Here is a 21959-nt window from a genome sequence, read left to right as displayed (position 1 = left end):
GGAGGCATAACAGATGAGAAGAAAAAGATGGCTGACCGTTGCAATGGTTGTGACAGCAGCAGTGGCTGTGATGATGGCTGCGACCTCTTATAAAGAAATCGGGAAGAAACTGGAGATGCAGGGTGAGGATCAGCAGACGATGCTGGTTGCCGGGTATGAGCTTCAGACAGAAACAGCGAAAGAAACAGAAAAGAATAAGAAAAAAAGCACGAAAGTAAGTGAAAAAGAAACGCAGGCAGGCGAAAGTACAGTAACAGAAGCAAGCACTGCAAAGACAGAAACTTCTGATACAGAGATGGCATCGGAAACGGAAAAAGAAACGGAAACAAAAGAGACAGAAACCCAGACTTCGGTCTCTGCAGATCCGTCAAAGCCGGTTCTGAAATTAAAGCAGAAAAAGATAGAGATCAAGGTCGGCGATGCGTTTGATGCGGTTTCGCAGGTAGCTGAGATCACCGATGATACCGATGATCGTTCTGCTCTGTTCCGTCAGATTGAGGTCCACGGTGACTACAGCACGGATGAACCGGGCACTTATACGCTGACTTACACGGCGATGGACAGTGACGGCAATGTATCTGCTCCGGTTACGCTGGAACTGGTAGTGAAAGGATAGGATTATGGGAGTATTAACGAGTATCAGCAGAGGCCTGGAGGCAGTTTCGACTCCGCTTGGCGTACTGCCGGACATGGTATATGCGGCGGCAGCCGCAAGCTTTCTGCTTCTGCTTATTGTGTACGTTTTTGTAACACCATCCTGGAGAGAAAAAAAGAGAAAGCGTGGCAGGGTCATCTGTGTGTGGCTGATGTTTGCGATTTATGTGCTGCTGATCCTGGCGGTGACCATTCTTGGAAAGAGAACCGGAGATTCTGCGGTGGATATGGGGATCTTCACAGGAAGCTGGGTGATGGAAACGCTGGTAAAAGTGGCAGCAGGTACGGTCGCTTTTGTTCCACTTGGAGCTTTGATCATGATCCTGATGAAAGGAAAGTATCAGGCTGCGAAGAGTATGGGTGCGTCGTTTGCATTAGCACTTTGTGTGGAAATACTCCAGCTTGTCTTAAAGACGGGAGTTTTTGATCTGGGGAATCTGCTCTTTCATACGATCGGTGCCGGTATTGGTATTGTGTTTGTGATCGTTTGGAAATATGCGTTTTCCAGGAAAAGTGCGTTCTCTTATGCCATGCGTCTGATGCTGAGTATTCTGATCGTGTTGATGCTTCTGGAAACGGCGGCGTTCGGAGCTTATCATGTACTGCGTACGACCGGACAGGAACATATGGATGAGAACATCAGTGTGGCAGAAAATCAGATGATTTCAAAAAACACTGACGGAAGTGATGCAAAGGTTTCTTCCGACCCGGATGTGATCTGGTACAATGGCAAGGCTTACCGCTATAATCACGATCTGGTGACGATGCTGGTCATGGGCATTGATCAGGAGAGTGATACGATCGAAGAAAAGGATGATGTTTCCGGTGAGAGCGGTCAGGCGGATACCATTTTTCTGATGGTTATGGATAAGAGCAAAGATGAGATCAAAATGATCAGTATTTCGCGAGATACCATGACACAGATCAAGACGTTTGATTATAAGGGAAATTATCTTGGAAAATCAAAGAATCATCTCGGACTTGCGTATTCCTTCGGGGATGGAAAGGTGACAAGCTGTCAGTACATGGTGGATGCTGTCTCCAACCTGTTCTATGGAATGCCGATCAATGGCTATGTGGCATTGAATATGAATGCGGTTGCCATGATCAACGATGCAGTTGGCGGCGTAACGGTGACGGTACCGGAAGATATGACGCAGGTTGATCCGTCCTTTGCAGAGGGGGCGACGGTGACGCTGACAGGAGATCAGGCGTTGAAGTTTACACGTTATCGAGATACGGAAAAGGATTTTTCCAACAATTCCCGTATGGAGCGTCAGAAACAGTACCTTGTGAATTTTATGGGACAGGCGGTGAAGGCGATGAAAGCAGATATGGGACTTCCGGTCGGCCTTTATCAGAGTCTTACGGATGATATGGTCACAAATCTCAGCCTGGATCGTTCGGTTTATCTGGCAACGGAGGCGATGGATATGCATTTTACTGCCGACGGCATTGTTTCTTTGAAGGCGAAATCCAAGAAGGGCAGTGTCTATGATGAGGTTTATGTAGATGATGATGCACTTTATGATCTGATCATTCAGACCTTCTATACCGAAGAACAGTCAGAAGGTGAGTCGAAGTGAAAAAAAGAACATGGAAGGTGATCGCGGTGATATCGTTTGCTGCGGCAGTGATCCTGACGGCAGTCGTTTTGCGGATTTATACACAAAGAGAACATGCCAGGCAGACTTATGAAGAAATGCAGCAGCAGAATTCCGAGAAACGGCAGACCGATACGCAGGAGTCGAAGGAACAGTCCAAGACAAAGGAAAAAAAGAAGAAGCTGGACATTCCGGTGGATTTTGAGACCTTACAGAAGGAAAATCCGGACATTTATGCGTGGATCACGATACCGGGAACGGATATCGACTATCCGGTTGTACAGGACAGCACGGATAATACGTACTATCTGAACCATGCGGCGGATACCAGTTTAAGTGACAGCGGAGCGATTTATTCGGAAAAGGAAAACGCCAAAGATTTTGATGATTATCTGACGGTGCTTTACGGACATAACATGAAAGACGGTTCGATGTTTGCAGGTCTGCACAAGTACGAGGATAAGACATTCCTGAAAGATCATAAGGATCTGACCATCTACACGCCGGATTCAATCTTGAAATATCGGATTTTTGCGGCCTATCTGACGGACAACCGTCATGTGCTGATGTATTATAATCAGGGAAAAGATGAGGAAAGCAGGGAGACTTATCTGAAAGATATTTTAGAGCAGCGAAATATGAATGCATCCATTGACACGAAGGCGAAGGTGGACAAGGACAGCAAGATCTTGACGCTCTCAACCTGCCATGCGGCCGGTAAGAATTACCGCTACCTGGTACAGGCATATCTGGTTAAGGAAGAGCACGAATAGAAGAAGAGGGAGTCTTCTCCCACTAAGATAAAAAGACCATATACCAAAACGGTATGTGGTCTTTTTTTGACTCCAACATCATATGATGCTAGGGTCAAAAGGTCTAACTCCACATGAGCTTGCTCATAGGTGGATGAAAGACCTTGGGACCCGCCCCGATATGAGCATAAAAGTGGGATGATAATCCCACGATATGCGAATACTGGGGCGGATTGTGGGAGTGCAACGCACGGAACAATCCGTAGGCATCATAGTTGGGTGCAAAAGATGCCTCGGCAGGATTTTGCAATGAAAATATCAGAAATGTTTTCTGAATTACAGGGAGGACTGAAATGTTCATAAAAACAAGGGAATACCAGGAGCTTTTTCTGGAGGCACTGCGTGCGGGGATCCGCGGGCAGCGGGTGGACTGGAAGGAGCGTTCCGTGCAGGAGTGGTCAGAGGTTTTTGCCCTGGCGGACATGCATCATGTGCTGCCGCTGGTTTATGAGGCGGTGGCGGAGTGCCGGGCAGCGGCTTTGGCGGATCGTGTGATGTTTGCAAAAGTGCGGGAAAAGAGTCTGCGGCTGATGGCACTTCAGAGGACGATGACCGAAGAATTTCTGGAGTTGTACGCTCATTTACAACAGATGGGTGTAAAGCCGCTGGCGGTAAAAGGAATCGTCTGCCGCAGTCTGTATCCGAATCCGGATGCGAGGCTTTCTGCTGATGAGGATCTGCTGATACCAAAAGAGCAGTTTGAGGCCTGTCAGGAAGCGATGTTTTTATATGGAATGCAGCAGTTAAATCCTGAGACTGGCACCGAGAACTATGAGACGGCTTATAAAAAAACAGGCGGCTTTCTGGTGATCGAGCTGCACCGGATGCTGTTTCCGGAAAATGAAAAATGGTGTATTGGATGGAATGGATTTTTTGATGAGATCCATAAACAGGCGATCGAAAGAGAGACAGAAGGTGTAAAAATCAATATGCCGCAGCCGACGGATCATCTGTTTTTTCAGTTCTGCCATGCCAGAAAACATCTGCTTGCTTCCGGAGTCGGGATACGGCAGATCTGCGATATTCTGCTGTTTGCCGAGTATTACGAGAAGGAGATTGATTGGGAGATTTTCTGGGATCGCATCCGGATGACGGATGGTATCCTGTTTGCAGAGGCGATTTTTCGCCTTGGTGTGCAGTATCTTGGTTTTGAAGAAAAACAGTTCTATTTTCCGGAAGGTGTGCATAGTATGAAACTGGATACGGAAAGACTGATGGAAGATATCCTGCACTCCGGCATTCATGGAAAAGGGACAAGGAGTCGCCTGCACAGTGGCACCCTTACGCTGCATGCGGCGGAAAAAAGAGGACTGTCAGGCATATTCCCCGATCTGTTTTACATGGCATTTCCGCCTGTAAAGAATCTTCTGTGGCGTTTTCCGTACCTGAAAAAGCATCCATATCTTCTGCCGTTTGCCTGGGGGCAGAGGCTCTGTGGATATCTCAGAGAAGGTCCGGTTTTAGGATCGGTAAAAGAAATCGTTAAGACTGGAAGAAAAAGGAAAGAGATTTTAAGAGAATATGGGATTTTCGGGGAAAAGAGAAGATGAATACAACAAGGGAAAGTGAGTGAAATATGGAGGCGAAGAGATTTGTATTGCGGAAAGTAGCAGGGGAAAACATCCTGGTGCCGGTGGGAAATACGGCTCTTACTTTTAACGGTCTGGTGACCTTGAATGAGAGCGGGGCGTTTCTGTGGAAACATATGGAAAAAAACAGGACGAGGGAAGAGCTGGTACAGGAGGTTCTGCAAGAATATGAAGTGTCAGAAGAACAGGCACGTCTGGATATCGGTCAATTTCTTACATATCTTGCAAAAGCGGGCGTTTTGGAATGAGGGATAAGAAAGGGACGCATCGATTCTGGGGTGTGCTGTTTTATCTGGCACTTATGGTCACGATTGTGTCTGCCTCTTATGCAGGCGTGAGGTTCTGCAGCAATCTGGTGACAGAACAGTCGTATGAAAGACTGCGGGATGCGGCGGAAGCGTTCGCAGTGGGGACAAAAAACGGGCAGCAGGGAAAAGAAAAAAATAAGGCAGCAAAGGGAATGGAACGTGAGTCCGAAGCCGGGGATGACGGGCCGGAAGGCATCGATTTTGCAGAGCTTTCGAGCATCAATCCGGATATTTATGCCTGGATTCGGATACCGGATACGCAGATTGATTATCCGGTGCTGCAAAGAGAAGAAGATGACACTTATTATTTGAGGCACAACAGCAGCGGAAGATATGCGTTTGCCGGAAGTATTTATACGGAAGAGGCAAACAGCAGGGATTTTAAAGATCCGATGACCGTGCTTTACGGGCACAACATGAGAGACGGCTCGATGTTCCAGAATCTTCATTTTTTTGAGGATGAAACATTTTTTGCGGAACATCCGGAATTTTTTATTTATTTGCCGGGCTACCGGCTGACATATGAAATTTTTGCGGCGTACCGCTTTGATGATACGCATCTGCTCGGGGCATTTGATTTTTCAAAGAAAAAGGGGCGAAGGGCGTATATCAGAGAAGTGTTTGCCGGGATTTCCATGGGACAGAATACAAGAGAGGATGTAAAGGTGACAGCAAAAGATAAATTTGTGACCCTGAGTACCTGCACATCTGATCAGGCAGACGGACGTTACCTGGTGCAGGCTGTTCTGAGAAAAAAAGAAAAAACCAGGCAGTAAAAAAGAGAAAGAAGGTGTGGGAATATGCAGACGGAAAAAAGAGCGGGCAGGGTGATGCGAAATGTGGCGGCCGTTTTGGTGATCATTCTGGCGATCGTGGCACTTTTTCAGGGATTTCGTATGAGGGGGAAAGAGGCACTGTTTCGCAATGTGTCGGTGGAAACGGAAAATCTGCCGGAAGAAAAGCAAAGCGGAGACGACAGGGCAAAGATCGCATGCGAACAGGGAAAGGAGGTCACATATCAGGGAGAGAAGTATGTGTACAACGAAGATCTGGTGTCGATCCTTTTTCTTGGGGTAGATAAGGAAGCGTTTGAAGAGGGCGGCACGGTCGGAGATGGAAAGGCAGGTCAGGCAGATGCACTTTTTCTTCTTGTGCTGGATACGAAAACCGGAAAGAGCCGCCTGATCGCGATCTCACGAGATACGATGACGGATGTCAACGTCTATTCAGACCTTGGAAATTTTATCGGAACGGAAAAGCTGCAGCTCTGTCTTGCCTACACGTACGGGGACGGAAAGGAGAAGAGCTGTGAGAATACGGTGAGAGCCGTTTCCAGGCTGTTTTACGGGATGCCGGTCGCAGCGTATGCGGCACTGGATCTGGATGCCATTGCAGTGCTGACGGATGCAGTCGGCGGTGTGGAGGTGACGGTCACCAAAGATCTGACGATCCAGGATCCGTCCCTGAAAGAAGGAGAGAGAAAGGTGCTGACCGGAGAGCAGGCACAGTGGTATGTGCGAAGTCGTCTGGTGAAAGAAAAGGAAGCGACAGCGGATGCCAACAGTGACCGCATCGAGCGGCAGAAGCAGTATCTTGCAGCTTTTGGAGGAAAAGCGGCAGAGCAGTTTCGAAAGAATCCGCTTTTTTTGTTGACTCTGTATCAGAAAATCAAGGATTTTTCAGTCACGAATCTTTCAGCAGCCGAAGTGACGTATCTTGGAACCCTGCTTTTTCGAGGCGGTTTTCAGGATGCCGGTATTTTAAGCATCAAAGGAGAAGCATCCATGGGAGAGACTTATGCGGAATTTCATGTGGATGAGCAGGCAATGTATGAGATGGTTTTAGAGGTGTTTTATCGAAAGGCGGGGAAGGATCATGAAAAATAAAAAACTTTGGATCACGGCAGTTTTGCTGTCCGGTATGCTGGCACTTCCGGTCCAGGCGGCAGTGATAAGTCCTGGCAGTGAGAATGTAAGAAGAAGTACGGTGACAAAGACGGCCGTTTCACCGAAAACAGGAGAAGGTACGGGAGAGTCTGTGGCTCTTCTGCTTGCCTGTGTATCGGCATCGGCAGCCGTTTTTGCAGACCGGAAACGGAAAGAGAAGACGGAATGAAAAAATTAAGGTGGTTTGCGATCACACTTTTTCTGCTCTCAGTGGCGGTCTATGCACTGAATCAGAACCAGATCCGACGAAAAACAGACCAAACCATACCGAAAATATCCATGGATCAGGATGAGATCCAGGTGAGTGTCAAAGATCCGGAGAAAGTATGGAAAAAGGGAATCACAGCTTATGATGAAAAAGACGGCGATATCACGGATTCTCTGGTGATCGAGAGTGTATCGACTTTTCTGGAAAAAGGACGCAGACTGATCTCCTATGCAGCATTTGACCGGGACGGCCACGTTGCGAAAGCATCCAGACAGCTGATCTACACGGACTATCATTCGCCGAAAATCTCCTGTGCAAAGCCATTTTCTTTCCCGGTTGGGACACAGGATATTCTGGATAGTGTCTATGCGACAGACTGCATCGACGGAGATATCTCAAATAAGGTGGAGATCACGGGGGATTCGGTGTTTTTCCTGAATATCGCCGGAGAATATGAGATCTGGCTGCAGGTGACAAACAGCTGCGGTGATATGGTGACGGTTCCGGTCACGCTTGAGATGGTGGATTACAGACAGCAGACGGAGAGGACAAAGCGTGCAGAAGCAGAAAAACAGATGGAAAGGACCAATCTGACAGAAAAAGCGACAGAAGAAACAGGGCAGAAAGAGACGGAAGGAGCAGAAAATGGAACAAAGGCGGGGTGAGTACAGGATGGATGGAGTGGACAGGGCACTGTCGTATACGGTTCTGACGGATGTTCTGCGGCAGTGGCTGGTGATTTTCTGTTTTGCCGTTTCGGCAGCATTGCTTGCGGCAGCTGTGATGCAGTGGCACTATCAGCCATCTTACACTTCCCAGGCGACACTTTATGTGACAAAAAAGGGACTTCCGAATAATGTCTATGACAATGAAAGTTCGGCACAGGTTATGGCAGAGCATTTTGAACAGATTTTAAACAGCAGTATTTTACAGAAAAAAGTCGCAGAAGAGATACATCTTGCGGATTTTGCAGGCAGTGCATCGGCAGAGGCGGTGGAGGGAACGAATCTGATCAATCTGGCGGTCACTGCGGCCTCACCGGAGCTTTGCTTTAAACTGATGCAGTCTATTTTGAAAAATTACAGCCTGGTATCGGACTATATGACAGGTAATGCAATCCTGGAGATCTTAAAGGCACCGAAGGTTCCGCTTACGCCGGATCAGCCGTTTGAGCGGCGAAATATCATGATCAAAGCATTTCTGGCTGCGGCAGCATGCTGGGTACTGATCTTCGGCGGGCTGTCCTGGCTGAAGGATACGATCCGCACGGAGGAAGACATTGAACAGAAGCTGGAGGCGAGACGTCTTGGTACGCTCTGGCATGAGCGGAACAGAAAAAAACGGACTGACATCCGCATAGACGATCCGCTAATCAGCTTCCGCTATATGGAATCCCTGCAAAAACTGACACAGCATGTCCAGAAAAAGATGGAGGAGCGAAAGGCACAGACACTGCTTGTGACCAGTGTGCTGGAAAAAGAGGGCAGATCGACCGTGGCGGAAAATCTGGCACTGGCACTTTCGATGCGAAAAGAGAAGGTTTTTCTGTTAAATGCAGATTTCCGGAAGCAGAATGCGTCCTGGCTTGCCGATGAAGAAGGACATTTGAAAATAGAAAATTTTCAGAAATTGTTGGAGAACCTGAAAAAAGAGAATGATTATGTGATCATCGATACGCCGCCGTTTTTGCAGAATGCGGATACGGAGGAGATGGCACAGATGGCGGATGCGTCACTTCTGGTTGTTGCAGAGCACCGGGCACAGGCGAAAGATCTGAATGCGGCACTGGATCTTTTAAATGCACAGGGAGAGAAAAATCTTGGCTGTGTCTACAACAATGCACATGTGGAATTTTTAAGACCGATGGCCTCTTATGGCTATCAGTATGCATATCATTACGGCAGATATGGAGGACATTATGAACGGTGAGATGAGATTGGAGGATGGAAGGATCGACCTTACCTCTCTGGCAGAGACGATGTGGAAACAGGGCAGACGCTTCTGGTGGCTTTTGCTGCTTCTTGCAGGGATCGGGGCAGCTGCCTGTTCTTTTCTTGTGAAAAAAACTTATCAGCCGGTCTATACTGCATTTGCTGCTTATGCGGTGAGCAGTGATTCTGTCTATGCGGGAAATAAAAACTATGAGCAGAAAGTAGCAGAACAGATCGGCGTTGTGTTTCCTTATATTTTAACGAGCGATGTACTGCGGGAAAAAGTATGTGAAAAGATGGGGACAAAGACCATGCCGGGAAGTATCGATGCATCGGTGGTTCAAGATACTAATCTGATTACGATCCGGGCAAGGGCTGCAAGTGCCGGCAGGGCGTATGAACTTCTGCAGGCAGTGCTGGCATGTTACCCGGAAATCCTGCATCCGGTGACCGGTGTATTGAAGATGGAGCTTCTGGATGAATCCGGTGTGCCGCATCAGCCGGACAACATTCCGGATGGTCGAAGGGCAGCTCTTGAAGGGGCAGCGGGTGGAAGCCTGCTTTTTATTCTGATCGTGCTTTTTGGTGCCATGGCGAAAAAGACCGTCAAAAACCGGGAAGATCTGCAGAGACTGACGCAGATCCATTATCTGGGAAGTCTTCCGAAAACCAGGGCAAAAAAGAGATCGGCTGCCTTTTTAGATGCCCGGTATGCCATCTGTGCAAGACTGGAAAAGGAGCTGAAAAAGAAAAACATGCATACGCTTCTTGTCACCAGTGCCGTTGCCGGGGAAGGAAAGACCACCGTTGCCTGCAATCTGGCACTGGGGCTGGAAAAGAAAGGCTATTCGGTACTTCTGCTCGATGCGGACTTAAGAAAACCGGCTGTTTGCCGGACGATTCAGCTGGATTCTGGTACGGAAGGGGCGTATGAAGTCCTGACCGGGCAGAGAACGGCAGAGGAGGTAAAAATCCGCTGTCGGGATACACAGCTCTATGTCATTGCAGGAACGAAAAGCCTGTCATCCACGCAGCAGATCCTTGGAACAGGGAAAATCGCAGAGATCATAAAACAGCTGGAAAAGGAGGCAGATCTGGTGATCGTGGACACACCGCCGGCCGGGATTTTGTCGGATGCGGCAATGCTTGCTTCCTGCGTGGACGGAGGTGTTTTTGTTGTAAGACAGGATTTTGCTGATGTAAGGATCCTGACGGAAGGAATAAGAGAACTTTCCGAAGCCGGGATGGAGTTTGCAGGGTGCATTTTAAATCAGACCGAACACAAATAGCAGTGGACAATGGGAACGGTTTCTTATATAATGAAAAGTATGGAATAAGATAACAGTTACTTAAGATAGATCTAAGGAGCGGATGAAATATCCGCTTTCTTCGATTCTGCAAGAAGAGAGGAAAGACATGACAATAAGAGAATGTTACGAAAAGACCGGGTCTGATTACGAAAGTATTTTGAAAAGATTTGGCAGCGAAGCGATGATCCAGAGATTTGCACTGAAGTTTTTAAAGGACGGCAGTTTTTCGGATCTGAAAAATGCCCTGGAAGCAAAAGACGGAGAAAGAGCTTTCCGTGCAGCTCACACGCTGAAAGGCGTATGCATCAACCTGGGATTTGACCGGCTTTATAACGTAAGTGCAGAGCTGACAGAGAAACTGCGAGGCAGAGAGATCGAAGAGAGCGAAGAGCTCTTTGAACAGGTTGAAAAAGAATACCATGCCCTGACTGCTGTATTAAAGCAGTACGAATCAGAACTTTAAAAAGATCGGAAGAAGATCGGATGCGAAAGAGAAAATTGCAGTGAGGAGATGAACTTATGGAATCGGCAAACGGTATAACAAGGCAGCAGGCAGAAGACGAAATGCAGCTTTTCAAGAAAGTCTTTACCGTTGTGCGGCTGCTGGATGGAGAACATCTGGAGCAGATGCATAAGAGATGCAAGCTGGACTGTAAAGACGAAAAAGAGAAAAGTGAGTGCTATGAAATATGGAATAAAGACCATCCGTGTGAAAACTGCACTTCCCTGCAGGCACTGTATCAGCGGACACAGAAGACCAAGCTTGAATTTATCGAGGATGAGCTTTATCAGGTCACTTCCAGATACATAAAAGTAGACGGAAGAGACTGCGTGATGGAGCTTGTCAAATACATGGACATGGATACGCTGGTGGATTCCCGTGGCTGTGAAAAGCTGGTCAATCAGCTGATCGAGTATGATCAGAGATTGTATAAAGATGCACTGACCGGTGTATATAACCGTCGCTATTTTGAAGAGCAGATCAAAAAAAAGAATGAAAATGCCGGGGTGGCTGTCATTGATATGGATGACTTCAAACTGTGCAACGATACGCTCGGCCACAGTGTGGGAGATGCCGCACTCAGAACGATGGTAAAGACAGTTAAACACTGTATCCGCAAGACGGATATCCTGATCCGTTACGGTGGAGATGAGTTTATTCTGATTCTGGAGAACATCAAAAAAGAAAATTTTTTCAATAAACTGGTCCAGATCCAGAGTGATATCCATGCTGCAAACGTACCGGGATTTCCAAAGCTTCAGCTTTCGGTCAGTATCGGCGGAGTGATATCCTCAAAAGAGACGGTCGAGCATGCAGTTATGCAGGCAGATAAACTGATGTATCAGGCAAAAGAGCATAAAAATATGGTTGTTACGGAAGATAATGCCTCCTATGTTGCACCGGGAGTGGCAAACAGAAAGGCACGGCAGCAGATTCTGATCGTGGATGACTCGGAGATGAACCGTGCCATTCTTTCAGAGATGCTGAAAAAGGATTTTGATATTCTGGAGGCAGAAAACGGAAAAGAATGTCTGGATATCCTGCAGCAGTACGGCATGGGGATTTCCCTGGTGCTGCTTGATATCGTAATGCCGGTTGTGGATGGATTTGAAGTGCTGGATATGATGGTACATAACCGCTGGATCGAGGACATTCCGGTCATTATGATCTCCAGTGAGGATTCAGAACCTTATATCCGGCGTGCTTATGAGCTTGGCGTATCAGATTATATCAACCGTCCGTTTGATGCAAAAGTAGTATATCAGAGGGTATATAATACAATCAAACTGTATGCAAAACAAAGAAAACTGGTGACGCTGGTTACCGATCAGATCTACGAAAAAGAAAAGAACAACCAGATGATGATCAGTATCCTAAGCCAGATCGTAGAATTTCGAAACGGTGAGAGCGGACTTCATGTATTACATATCAATATTTTATCAGAACTGCTTCTGGAGCGTCTGGTACAGAAGACGGATAAATATCAGATATCGGCACAGAGGCGTTCTCTGATCACGACGGCTTCTGCACTGCATGACATCGGCAAGATCGGCATCGATGACAAGATCCTCAATAAACCGGGCAGACTGACACCGGAAGAGTTTGATGAGATGAAAAAGCACACGATCATCGGAGAGTCTATCCTGAAAAACGTCGGTATTTATCAGAATGAAGAACTGGTGCAGCTGGCCATGCAAATCTGCAGATGGCATCATGAGCGTTATGACGGCAGGGGCTATCCGGACGGACTGAAGGGCGAAGAGATCCCGATCGAAGTCCAGGTTGTATCGATCGCAGATGTCTATGATGCACTGGTAAGCGAACGTGTCTACAAAAAGGCATATTCGCATAAAAAAGCAGTGGAAATGATCCTGAACGGTGAGTGCGGACAGTTTAATCCTCTGCTGCTGGAGTGTCTGCAGGATATTCAGGACCGTATCGATGAAGAGTTTCAGAATGTAGAAAATCAGAGCGAAGAAGAGAATCAGGAGCGAAAGGTACACGATCAGATCATGGAGACGACGGTGCTGGGCTGAGAAAAAGAGGGCAGTACTGTTGCTCTGCCCTGGAATGACGCTGCTGTGCGGCTGTTCCAAAAAAGCTGCTCTGCCTTGACTTTTGATGCAAATTTTGATATGATTGCGTCAGTAGTCGCAATACATCAGGAGGAACTGTCCAAGGCAGATCTGGCAGGTGATGAACGATTTATACAACAAAACGAAAAGGTGGGATTTTTGATGAAACAGTTTACTTACACAATTCAGGATTCAATGGGTATCCATGCAAGACCGGCAGGTCTGCTTGTAAAAGCTGCAGCAGCATTCAAAGACACAACGATCGAGATCAGCAGCAACGGCAAAAAAGCTGACGTTAAGAGAATCATGGCAATCATGAGCATGGGCGTTAAGCAGGGTGCAGAAGTAACCGTTACCTGTGAAGGTGCGGATGAAGATGCAGCAGCAGAAGCTATGGAGAAATTCTTCAAAGAAAATCTGTAAGAGTTACTGCCGTCAGGGAGACTGACAGAGTGATTTTAAAAAGTATAATGAAAGAGGCATGGCCGGAGACGGTTGTGCTTCTTTTTTAGTGGCAGGAAAAAGTCGCAAGCAGCAGTTTTTTTGGGGGTTCCGGCACCAGAGTGCAAAAGGCGGGTGAAAGAAGCCATGGATCGCGTGGCACTTCAGGCAGAACGCCGTATTGCGATTTTTGACGGGCATGTCCGGGAGGTGATGGAATGATCTTTCAGTCAATAAAAATGGCATGGAATTCCATCGCATCGAACAAGATGCGTTCCTTTCTGACGATGCTTGGCATCATCATCGGTGTGGCGTCTCTGATCGTACTGGTGTCAATCGCAGACGGAGCGATTCGGAAATGACGAAGATGCCTTTACGATCGTCAACCAGTCAGCTGTTATGGAAACGATGGAGAGCGTGACGAATACTCTGGCGTGGAAAGCCGCCAGAAAACATCCGATCGACGCACTGCGTTATTCTGGTTGACCAAACGGGAAAAACTTTATATAATAAAATCACGAAGGGTTTCGTGGTGAAATAGTCAAAAAAAGGAGAAATTTTCAGCGAAATAGGGAAATTTCTCCTTTTTTGTAATACCAGGGTTAAACCAATCAAAATGTATGTTGATCCGACAAAGCGATGAGGGAGGCAGAAATGAAAAGTATAGAAGAAAGATTAAAAAAAGCGGCACTGGGAGCAGGATGCCTGTTTCTGGCACTGGGAGCATTTGAAATGCAGAGCCATGCAGCAGATGCCGCATCCCAGGTGCAGTCAAGAGCGTTGCTGGTCACACGCGGTGACTACGAAGGAACGGAGTATGATCTGACACCGGGACCGCAGAATGACGGAGTGAATGTAAGCCGTATGTTACAGAATGCATATGGCGGACAGAATATTTCCATTACCACGGAAGAGAAAACGAAAACAAAAAGTGAATTAAAGAAGGCGATTCAGACTGCATTTGCAGATTCGGATGCGGACGATGTCAATTATTTTTATTATTCCGGGCACGGACAGCAGGATGGACTCTGTCTGGAAATGGGAAGAAGCCGTGAGAATGTTGTGACGCCGCAGGATCTCTATGACTGTTTTGCAGGTATCGAAGGGAAAAATGTGCTGATCATGGACTGCTGTTACAGCGGCACGATGGGTTCGCAGACCAGGAGCATTGGGCTGCAGAGTCTTCTTAAAAACACAGTCAGCCGGGATGAGGCAGCAGAAACTTTTGTCGATCAGTTTACGGAAGGTTTTGCACAGGCAGAAAAAGAAAATCAGGGATTTCAGAGTCGGACGGTGTTAAACAGCAGCCGTTTCCGTCTTCTGATGGCAGCGGCAGATGACGAACTTTCCAATCAGGTGATCCGAGGTGATAACAGCGATATCGGAGACGGCGGAAGCGAAAATGAGGAAGCATCTGCAGAACGTACAGAACCGAAACAGGCCTCCGCCTACGGTGTGTTTACCGGATCGCTGGTCTATGGAAACGGCATCCATGCAGAACTTGCAGAGACGGACGTTGATTTTGAGGATGCCACGATCGGCACGGCACCGGCGGATTATGACGGGGACGGAGAGATCACCTTTAACGAGATCAAACGTTTCACGCAGAACCATTGTGTTGCAAACCATATGCGGATGTATCCGTCAGACAATCAGGAGGTGTTCCTGCCGGCGGCACAGAAAGCAGAGAAGGCATCTTTTGAGAAAGCAGTTCTGCATTATGCAGAAGATGGAACGCCGAAACTTCAGATATCTTATCAGGCAAGAGAAACGCTGAATGCAGAGGCTGCCTGGTATTATGCAGGGTCTGCATGGGGCCTGCAGCAGCTTTTGTTTACCGTTTACGATCCGGAAGGACTTCCTGATTTTGAGAAAGATGCCGGTGTGGAGAAAGTGAATGGAAAATCCGGAATTTCACTGAAACAGGGAAAAGGCAGTTTTGAAATAACAGTCGGAGATGAGCAGACCAGATATTATTCCGGCTATTTTGCCTGCATGATCCGCACAGAAGGCTCAGATTTTTCTTATATCATACCATTTGCGGCTTCCGCAGAGGATCCTTCTCGTATCAATGATATGACGCTGTCGGCAGCGGAAGAACATGCACTTTCTTCTGAAGAGGAATGGGAACTTCTGGCAGATTTTGGATTTTATGTTTCCGAAGAAGGCAGCGATGCGGTACCGGAATTTCCGATACCGCTTATGAGCTGCAGGATCCTGGATGCAGACGGAAACACCGTGCGTGTGCTTGCGGATCAGGAAATGGCAGAGATCGTGCAGCCGGACGGCACGGGAGAGTATCAGTGCCGTGCTTATTTCTGGTGGGACTGCCGTGATGAAAAGGGCAATAAAGTGAAAGCAGGTACTTACACTGCAGTGGTAACGGCAGAAGATGCATCAGGCAGCAAAACACTGGAAAAGGAAGTAAAACTTGCAGAGGGCGGAAGTTCGGAAACCGAAACGGAGAGCGAATCCGAAACAGAAAGAGAAACAGAAACGCAGCAGCCGTCTACGGAAGCACCGAATCCGAATACCGGAAAAGAAACCGAAAAGAAAGATCCGGCCGGAAATCATACAGAAAGCACGGAGAAAAAGGAAGTGCAGAGTATTTCTCTTGTCAGCCGTTCTGCTTTTTCCGGTCAGGAAAAGAACGGTGCCAAAATCGTGATCGGAGTCAGAGAAAGTGTTCGTTTAAATCCGGTGATCACACCTGCTGATGCCGCAGATCAACGTGTGACTTACAAAAGCAGCAACAACAAAGTGGCAAGTGTCACACAGGGCGGTGTGATCCGGGCAAAGAAAAAAGGAAATGCCGTGATCACGGTCACAACTGCAAACCAGAAGACCTGCCGCATCAAAGTGACGGTCAGACAGGCACCAAAGAAGGTTACGATCGGTGCAAAAAACAGGACACTGAAAAAAGGAAAAACCCTCCGGCTCAGGGTGAAACTTCCGTCCGGAAGTGCCGCATTCGGCATCCGATACAACAGCAGCAGGAAAAAAATTGCCACGGTGGATGCAAAGGGAAACGTGAAAGCCATCCGGAAAGGAAGTACAGTGATCACTGTGAAACTTTACAATGGAAAGAAAGCAAGACTGAAACTTACAGTCAAGTAAACGTATTGATGAAATTGAACTGAAAATTGTAAAAAGAGTATAATAAAACTGAAAAAAGAGCTGGAATGTACAGCAAAAAATACAAGAAAAGAGTCTGTTTCCGTCGTTTCGGAAATGGACATTTTCTTTTTGTTGTGCTATAGTAAAAATATATGGGTAACAACAGATTAGTAATTTTTTTCAATAAGGATACTAATTGAATTCCGCAAAAGGAATCTTTTTATCCAGCATCATTTTAAGGAGGTATAATAAAATGGCTAGAAAAATGAAGACCATGGATGGTAACCATGCAGCAGCTCATGCTTCTTATGCATATACAGATGTTGCAGCTATCTATCCTATCACACCTTCATCTGTTATGGCGGAGGCAACAGATGAATGGGCAACTCAGGGAAGAAAAAATATTTTCGGACAGGAAGTTCAGGTAACAGAGATGCAGTCTGAGGCAGGTGCAGCAGGTACTGTACACGGATCTCTGGCAGCAGGTGCTCTGACAACTACTTACACAGCTTCTCAGGGTCTTCTTCTGATGATCCCGAACCTGTACAAGATCGCAGGCGAGCAGCTGCCGGGCGTATTCAACGTTTCTGCACGTGCACTGGCAAGCCACGCACTGTCAATCTTCGGTGATCATTCCGATATCTATGCCTGTCGTCAGACTGGATGTGCAATGCTCTGCGAATCCAGTGTACAGGAAGTTATGGACCTGACTCCGGTTGCTCATCTGGCAGCAATCAAAGGACGTATCCCGTTCATCAACTTCTTCGATGGTTTCCGTACATCTCACGAGATCCAGAAAATTGAAACATGGGATTACGAAGATCTGAAAGATATGGCAGATATGGATGCAATCGATGCATTCCGTAAACATGCACTGAACCCGAACCATCCTTGCCAGAGAGGTTCTGCACAGAACCCGGACATCTTTTTCCAGGCAAGAGAGGCTTGCAACCCTTACTACGATGCAATGCCGGCTATCGTTCAGGAATACATGGACAAAGTAAATGCAAAGATCGGTACAAACTACAAACTGTTCAACTACTACGGTGCTGCTGATGCAGAAAAAGTAATCGTAGCTATGGGATCTGTAAATGATACCATCGAAGAGACCATCGATTACCTGATGGCTGCCGGCGAAAAAGTCGGTGTCGTAAAAGTTCGTCTGTACAGACCGTTCTGTGCAGAAGCACTGATCGATGCAATTCCGGAATCTGTAAAACAGATCACGGTTCTTGACAGAACAAAAGAGCCGGGTGCTATGGGCGAACCGCTGTACCTGGATGTAGTAGCAGCTCTGAAAGGTTCCAAATTCGATGCAGTTCCTGTATATTCAGGACGTTACGGACTTGGTTCCAAAGATACAACACCTACTCAGATCGTTGCTGTATACAACAACACAGAAAAGAAAGTATTCACGATCGGTATCGAAGATGACGTTACCAATCTGTCTCTGCCGCTGGGCGAGCAGCTGATCACAACTCCGGAAGGAACCATCAACTGCAAGTTCTGGGGATTGGGAGCAGACGGTACCGTTGGAGCAAACAAGAACTCCATCAAGATCATCGGTGACAACACAGATATGTACGCTCAGGCTTACTTTGACTATGACTCAAAGAAATCCGGCGGTGTTACCATGTCTCACCTGCGTTTCGGTAAGAAACCGATCAAATCTACCTACCTGATCAAAAAAGCAAACTTTGTAGCATGCCACAATCCTTCCTATGTTCGTAAATACAACATGGTTCAGGAACTGGTTGACGGCGGTACATTCCTGCTGAACTGCCCATGGGATATGGAAGGTCTGGAAAAACATCTGCCGGGTCAGGTAAAAGCATACATCGCAAAGCACAACATCAAATTCTACATCATTGATGGTGTTAAGATCGGTATTGAGACAGGCATGGGTCCGACTCGTATCAATACCATCCTGCAGTCTGCATTCTTTAAACTGGCAAACATCATTCCGGAAGAAAGTGCGATCGAGCTGATGAAAGCAGCAGCAAAAGCAACTTACGGACGTAAGGGTGATGATGTCGTTCAGAAGAACTGGGCAGCTATCGATGAAGGTGCAAAACAGATCGTTGAAGTAAACGTTCCGGAAAGCTGGAAAGACGCACAGGACGAAGGTCTGGATACCAAAGTTGCAACAGGCGACCGTCAGGACGTAGTAGATTTCGTAAACAACATCCAGAACAAAGTAAATGCTCAGGAAGGTAATACACTGCCTGTATCTGCATTCAAAGATTATGTAGACGGTACGACACCATCCGGTGCAGCTGCATTCGAAAAACGTGGTATCGCAGTAAACGTTCCTGTATGGAATCCGGAAAACTGTATCCAGTGTAACCGCTGTGCATACGTTTGTCCGCACGCTGTTATCCGTCCGGTAGCACTGACTGACGAAGAGGTTGCTGCAGCTCCGGAAGGACTGAAGACTCTGCCGATGACCGGTATGAAAGAATATAAATTCACAATGACTGTATCCGCTTACGACTGTACCGGATGTGGTTCCTGTGCAAATGTCTGCCCGGGCAAGAAAGGTGCAAAAGCACTGGCTATGGAAAACATGGAAGCAAATGCCGGCGAACAGAAATACTTCGACTATGCAACAAAACTGCCTGCAAAAGCAGATGTGGTAGAAAAATTCAAAGAAAATACGGTAAAAGGTTCTCAGTTCAAACAGCCGCTGCTTGAGTTCTCAGGTGCCTGTGCAGGTTGTGGTGAGACACCGTATGCAAAACTGGTTACACAGCTGTTTGGTGACAGAATGTACATTGCAAACGCAACAGGATGCTCCTCTATCTGGGGTAACTCTTCACCGTCCACACCGTACACCGTAAACGAAAAAGGACAGGGTCCTGCATGGAGCAACTCACTGTTCGAAGATAACGCAGAGTTCGGTTATGGTATGCTGTTAGCTCAGAAAGCAATCCGTGAAGGACTGAAAGCAAAAGTAGAAGCTGTTGCTGCAAACGAAAAAGCTTCTGATGAAGTGAAAGCAGCCTGCCAGGAATGGCTGGATACTTACAGCGTAGGTGCTACAAACGGAACAGCTACAGACAAACTGGTAGCAGCTCTGGAAGGCATCGACTGTGATATATGCAAAGACATCGTCAAGAACAAAGATTTCCTGGCTAAGAAATCCCAGTGGATCTTCGGAGGTGACGGATGGGCTTATGATATCGGATTCGGCGGCGTTGACCATGTACTGGCAAGCGGCAAAGATATCAACATCATGGTATTCGACACCGAAGTTTACTCCAATACAGGTGGACAGGCTTCCAAATCTACTCCGACCGGTGCAGTAGCACAGTTCGCAGCAGGCGGTAAAGAAGTGAAGAAAAAAGATATGGCAAGCATTGCAATGAGCTATGGCTATGTATATGTAGCACAGATCTCCATGGGTGCTGACTTCAACCAGACGGTAAAAGCAATCGCAGAAGCAGAAGCATATCCGGGACCATCCCTGATCATCGCATACGCTCCATGTATCAACCATGGTATCAAGAAAGGTATGGCAAAAGCTCAGACAGAAGAAGAACTGGCAGTAAAAGCTGGTTACTGGCATTGCTTCCGTTACAATCCGGCTGCAAAAGCAGAAGGAAAAGATGCATTCACTCTGGACAGCAAGGCTCCGACAGGAGAATATCAGGAATTCCTGAACGGCGAAGTTCGTTACAACTCCCTGATGCGTTCTAACCCTGAAAAGGCTAAGAAACTGTTCGCTAAGAATGAAGCAGAAGCAAAAGCTCGTTATGAATACCTGAACAAACTGATCACACTGTATGGTGCAAATAAAACAGAAGAATAATGAGAAGATCAGCATTTGCTGATAATATAAAAGAGACCGCAGAGCGAAATGCCCTGCGGTCTTTTACGTGAATCTTGAATAATAAAATTGCATTTAATCGATGCCGACGCGGATACCGCCGGAGCGTTCACATGGCTGCAAAAGTACGCAGACCGGTTCGTTGCCGGACCATTCATAGGCATAGGATTCTCCGGAAGCCTGCCCGATCAGGTTTTTCCAGGAAAGATCACTGCGGATCTGCGGATCGCCATATCCGCGGCGGCTCATCCAGCAGATCACGGCATCCGGGTCTACAGAAATTGTAGCATGGCTGTCGGTGTTGTCCATGGCGATTGGGTTGCCGTCCGAGAGCACAGCGACATAGGCATTCGGACCGGCTCCGGTCAGCGTTGAGGTTGCCAGACCTTTCTGGGAAAAGATACCGCAGCCGATAAAGCGGACGCTGTAATCACAGTCCTGTGTAAAAGCGAGAATATTCTCGGACTCTACTGAAAGGATTTCACCCTGGGCAAGTTTATACACAACTACATGCTGTCCATGATTTGCATAATAAGTGACAGAATCGCCATTCATAGTGACTTTCATCAGAGGCAGATTTTCACGGGTGACGCGTCTTGTCAGGGAACCGAGGGCTGCCTGCATCAGGTTGCTCTGTGGACCGAGCAGCAGTTTTTCAAAACGATAATTTTTTCCGCCCTGGCTTTCGCCGGCGATAAAAGCACCGGCCTTTGTGAACAGTACATCATTTCCGGTGCAGGTAACTTTCAGACTCAGTTCATTGATCACTTCAAAATTTAACATAAAACGATTTCCTCCTTAAAAAGAAACGGTGTTCAAGTCTGTTTAACCTGCACACCATACAGACCGCATAAGCCTTCCAGGTCTTTGGCGACCCCGTTTCCGATGGCATTGAATTTCCAGTTTCCGTTATGTAAATAGACTTCTCCGATCATCATGGAGATGACATTGGAATAATATTCATCCATCACAAAGCTGACCAGCTCCCGGTCAGAAGCGGCATCTAAAATCCGCACATAGGCATCCTCGATCATGCCGAAATTCAGGCGTTTGGAAAAGGCATCATTGATCGTCAGCACAAAGACGATACGGGTGATCGATGGATTCAGTCTGGAAAGATCGATCGCAACGGACTCGCGGTCCGTGTTTTCCCGATCAGAAAAAATCACACTGCAATCCGGACTTTCTTTTTGCCCGTAAAATACAAACCAGTCATCGCCTGAAACTTTTCCGTCACGGCCAAGAAGAAATGCGGAAACATCCACATCACAGGCTGGATTTTTGACATTCCAGCCAAGGCAGGCCTTGATCTTTCCAAGAGAAATTGCATCTCCAAGTAGTGTTTTCTGTCCTTTCCTCGTTTGATTTATCAGAGCAGGCATGATCTGGTGTGAGATGCCGGAAGGAGCAGATGACGTGAATGTATTCTGCTGTGCGGATCTCCGATAAGACGGCGATGGATTCGAAACACGGGATGACATAGGAGTTTCCGATGCCCTGGATACAGTGAATGGTGCGGCTTCTGCAGAGGAGAGAGATTCACTTTGCGTCACGCGATTTATGTTGTGTATGCCTGTATAGTCCTCAGCTCTGGAGGTGACACGGTTGATCTCAAGGATCGAATCTGTGTGAA

General features: G+C 47.2%; 19 protein-coding genes and 1 pseudogene. 17 read left to right on the top strand and 3 right to left on the bottom strand.

Annotated features, from left to right (window positions below):
- Positions 1-13: 13 nt before the first annotated feature.
- From ACLTL4_RS03785 to srtB (ACLTL4_RS03775), 3 genes are read left to right on the top strand one after another with little or no spacing between them, the layout of a single operon-like run.
- A complete protein-coding gene (locus ACLTL4_RS03785) occupies positions 14-616 on the top strand; it encodes an immunoglobulin-like domain-containing protein (protein ID WP_412291406.1) in 603 nt (200 codons plus the stop codon).
- A gap of 4 nt (positions 617-620) precedes the next feature.
- Positions 621-2240: an LCP family protein gene (locus ACLTL4_RS03780; protein ID WP_412291407.1), complete on the top strand. Its 1620-nt coding sequence runs from the start codon at positions 621-623 to the stop codon at positions 2238-2240.
- Entirely contained in the window at positions 2237-3031 is a 795-nt protein-coding gene (srtB, locus tag ACLTL4_RS03775; protein WP_022119039.1) for a class B sortase, read from the top strand. The genes ACLTL4_RS03780 and srtB (ACLTL4_RS03775) overlap by 4 nt, the downstream gene beginning before the upstream one ends.
- A 103-nt stretch (positions 3032-3134) precedes the next feature.
- Here srtB (ACLTL4_RS03775) and ACLTL4_RS03770 read toward each other — a convergent pair whose 3' ends face one another.
- Entirely contained in the window at positions 3135-3320 is a 186-nt protein-coding gene (locus ACLTL4_RS03770) for a hypothetical protein (RefSeq protein WP_248835754.1), read from the bottom strand.
- 43 nt (positions 3321-3363) lie between these two features.
- On the opposite strand from ACLTL4_RS03770, the gene ACLTL4_RS03765 reads away from it, so the two are divergent.
- From ACLTL4_RS03765 to nifJ, 14 genes and pseudogenes are all read left to right on the top strand, one after another.
- Positions 3364-4620: a nucleotidyltransferase family protein gene (locus ACLTL4_RS03765; RefSeq protein ID WP_412291408.1), complete on the top strand. Its 1257-nt coding sequence runs from the start codon at positions 3364-3366 to the stop codon at positions 4618-4620.
- Positions 4621-4646: 26 nt separating this feature from the next.
- Positions 4647-4907, top strand: coding sequence for a PqqD family protein (locus ACLTL4_RS03760; RefSeq protein ID WP_022118393.1), 261 nt, complete (start codon positions 4647-4649; stop codon positions 4905-4907).
- On the top strand, positions 4904-5743 hold the full coding sequence (srtB, locus tag ACLTL4_RS03755; RefSeq protein ID WP_412320250.1) for a class B sortase: 840 nt from the start codon (positions 4904-4906) through the stop codon (positions 5741-5743). The genes ACLTL4_RS03760 and srtB (ACLTL4_RS03755) overlap by 4 nt, the downstream gene beginning before the upstream one ends.
- A gap of 24 nt (positions 5744-5767) precedes the next feature.
- A complete protein-coding gene (locus ACLTL4_RS03750; RefSeq protein ID WP_412291410.1) occupies positions 5768-6853 on the top strand; it encodes an LCP family protein in 1086 nt (361 codons plus the stop codon).
- The gene (locus ACLTL4_RS03745) at positions 6843-7082 is read left to right on the top strand and encodes an LPXTG cell wall anchor domain-containing protein (protein WP_022118396.1); all 240 of its coding nucleotides are present in this window, start codon (positions 6843-6845) and stop codon (positions 7080-7082) included. The genes ACLTL4_RS03750 and ACLTL4_RS03745 overlap by 11 nt, the downstream gene beginning before the upstream one ends.
- Positions 7079-7786, top strand: a complete 708-nt coding sequence (locus ACLTL4_RS03740; protein ID WP_412291411.1) for a hypothetical protein — start codon at positions 7079-7081, stop codon at positions 7784-7786. Before ACLTL4_RS03745 ends, ACLTL4_RS03740 begins: the two co-directional genes overlap by 4 nt.
- Positions 7767-9050 carry a Wzz/FepE/Etk N-terminal domain-containing protein gene (locus tag ACLTL4_RS03735; protein WP_412320249.1) on the top strand — a complete coding sequence of 428 codons (1284 nt, stop codon included), beginning with the start codon at positions 7767-7769 and terminating at the stop codon, positions 9048-9050. Before ACLTL4_RS03740 ends, ACLTL4_RS03735 begins: the two co-directional genes overlap by 20 nt.
- Positions 8995-10341 (top strand): polysaccharide biosynthesis tyrosine autokinase, encoded by a 1347-nt coding sequence (locus tag ACLTL4_RS03730; protein ID WP_412320248.1) that lies wholly within the window; start codon positions 8995-8997, stop codon positions 10339-10341. Before ACLTL4_RS03735 ends, ACLTL4_RS03730 begins: the two co-directional genes overlap by 56 nt.
- A gap of 127 nt (positions 10342-10468) precedes the next feature.
- Positions 10469-10825: an Hpt domain-containing protein gene (locus tag ACLTL4_RS03725; protein ID WP_173866901.1), complete on the top strand. Its 357-nt coding sequence runs from the start codon at positions 10469-10471 to the stop codon at positions 10823-10825.
- 56 nt (positions 10826-10881) lie between these two features.
- Complete coding sequence (locus tag ACLTL4_RS03720) at positions 10882-12900, top strand: diguanylate cyclase (RefSeq protein ID WP_412291414.1); 2019 nt, start codon at positions 10882-10884, stop codon at positions 12898-12900.
- Between the two features lie 201 nt (positions 12901-13101).
- Positions 13102-13362: an HPr family phosphocarrier protein gene (locus ACLTL4_RS03715; RefSeq protein WP_022119410.1), complete on the top strand. Its 261-nt coding sequence runs from the start codon at positions 13102-13104 to the stop codon at positions 13360-13362.
- Positions 13363-13601: 239 nt separating this feature from the next.
- A pseudogene (locus ACLTL4_RS03710) lies at positions 13602-13727 on the top strand (hypothetical protein); the annotation flags it as partial.
- 307 nt (positions 13728-14034) lie between these two features.
- Positions 14035-16497 (top strand): Ig-like domain-containing protein, encoded by a 2463-nt coding sequence (locus ACLTL4_RS03705; protein WP_412291415.1) that lies wholly within the window; start codon positions 14035-14037, stop codon positions 16495-16497.
- Positions 16498-16750: 253 nt separating this feature from the next.
- On the top strand, positions 16751-20308 hold the full coding sequence (gene nifJ, locus ACLTL4_RS03700) for a pyruvate:ferredoxin (flavodoxin) oxidoreductase (protein ID WP_173865670.1): 3558 nt from the start codon (positions 16751-16753) through the stop codon (positions 20306-20308).
- A 93-nt stretch (positions 20309-20401) separates the two neighbouring features.
- Here the strand turns inward: nifJ and ACLTL4_RS03695 are convergent, their stop codons facing one another.
- Positions 20402-21109 carry an AIM24 family protein gene (locus ACLTL4_RS03695; RefSeq protein WP_022118224.1) on the bottom strand — a complete coding sequence of 236 codons (708 nt, stop codon included), beginning with the start codon at positions 21107-21109 and terminating at the stop codon, positions 20402-20404.
- A gap of 32 nt (positions 21110-21141) precedes the next feature.
- Positions 21142-21807 (bottom strand): TerD family protein, encoded by a 666-nt coding sequence (locus tag ACLTL4_RS03690; RefSeq protein ID WP_346727712.1) that lies wholly within the window; start codon positions 21805-21807, stop codon positions 21142-21144.
- Between the last annotated feature and the right edge of the window lie 152 nt (positions 21808-21959).

Origin of the sequence: Hominisplanchenecus sp., from assembly GCF_046967715.1 — a bacterium.
GTDB classification, from domain to species: domain Bacteria; phylum Bacillota; class Clostridia; order Lachnospirales; family Lachnospiraceae; genus Hominisplanchenecus; species Hominisplanchenecus faecis.
This window is presented reverse-complemented; position numbering and strand designations above follow the sequence as displayed.

Coding starts and splice junctions, on each gene's coding strand:
- ACLTL4_RS03720 (WP_412291414.1), top strand. CDS start 10,882: ATGGAATCGGCAAACGGTATAACAAGGCAGCAGGCAGAAGACGAAATG.
- ACLTL4_RS03740 (WP_412291411.1), top strand. CDS start 7,079: ATGAAAAAATTAAGGTGGTTTGCGATCACACTTTTTCTGCTCTCAGTG.
- ACLTL4_RS03735 (WP_412320249.1), top strand. CDS start 7,767: ATGGAACAAAGGCGGGGTGAGTACAGGATGGATGGAGTGGACAGGGCA.
- ACLTL4_RS03785 (WP_412291406.1), top strand. CDS start 14: ATGAGAAGAAAAAGATGGCTGACCGTTGCAATGGTTGTGACAGCAGCA.
- ACLTL4_RS03690 (WP_346727712.1), bottom strand. CDS start 21,807: ATGTCATCCCGTGTTTCGAATCCATCGCCGTCTTATCGGAGATCCGCA.
- ACLTL4_RS03730 (WP_412320248.1), top strand. CDS start 8,995: ATGGCTATCAGTATGCATATCATTACGGCAGATATGGAGGACATTATG.
- ACLTL4_RS03695 (WP_022118224.1), bottom strand. CDS start 21,109: ATGTTAAATTTTGAAGTGATCAATGAACTGAGTCTGAAAGTTACCTGC.
- ACLTL4_RS03780 (WP_412291407.1), top strand. CDS start 621: ATGGGAGTATTAACGAGTATCAGCAGAGGCCTGGAGGCAGTTTCGACT.
- ACLTL4_RS03705 (WP_412291415.1), top strand. CDS start 14,035: ATGAAAAGTATAGAAGAAAGATTAAAAAAAGCGGCACTGGGAGCAGGA.
- srtB (WP_412320250.1), top strand. CDS start 4,904: ATGAGGGATAAGAAAGGGACGCATCGATTCTGGGGTGTGCTGTTTTAT.
- nifJ (WP_173865670.1), top strand. CDS start 16,751: ATGGCTAGAAAAATGAAGACCATGGATGGTAACCATGCAGCAGCTCAT.
- ACLTL4_RS03745 (WP_022118396.1), top strand. CDS start 6,843: ATGAAAAATAAAAAACTTTGGATCACGGCAGTTTTGCTGTCCGGTATG.
- ACLTL4_RS03750 (WP_412291410.1), top strand. CDS start 5,768: ATGCAGACGGAAAAAAGAGCGGGCAGGGTGATGCGAAATGTGGCGGCC.
- ACLTL4_RS03715 (WP_022119410.1), top strand. CDS start 13,102: ATGAAACAGTTTACTTACACAATTCAGGATTCAATGGGTATCCATGCA.
- ACLTL4_RS03725 (WP_173866901.1), top strand. CDS start 10,469: ATGACAATAAGAGAATGTTACGAAAAGACCGGGTCTGATTACGAAAGT.
- ACLTL4_RS03765 (WP_412291408.1), top strand. CDS start 3,364: ATGTTCATAAAAACAAGGGAATACCAGGAGCTTTTTCTGGAGGCACTG.
- ACLTL4_RS03760 (WP_022118393.1), top strand. CDS start 4,647: ATGGAGGCGAAGAGATTTGTATTGCGGAAAGTAGCAGGGGAAAACATC.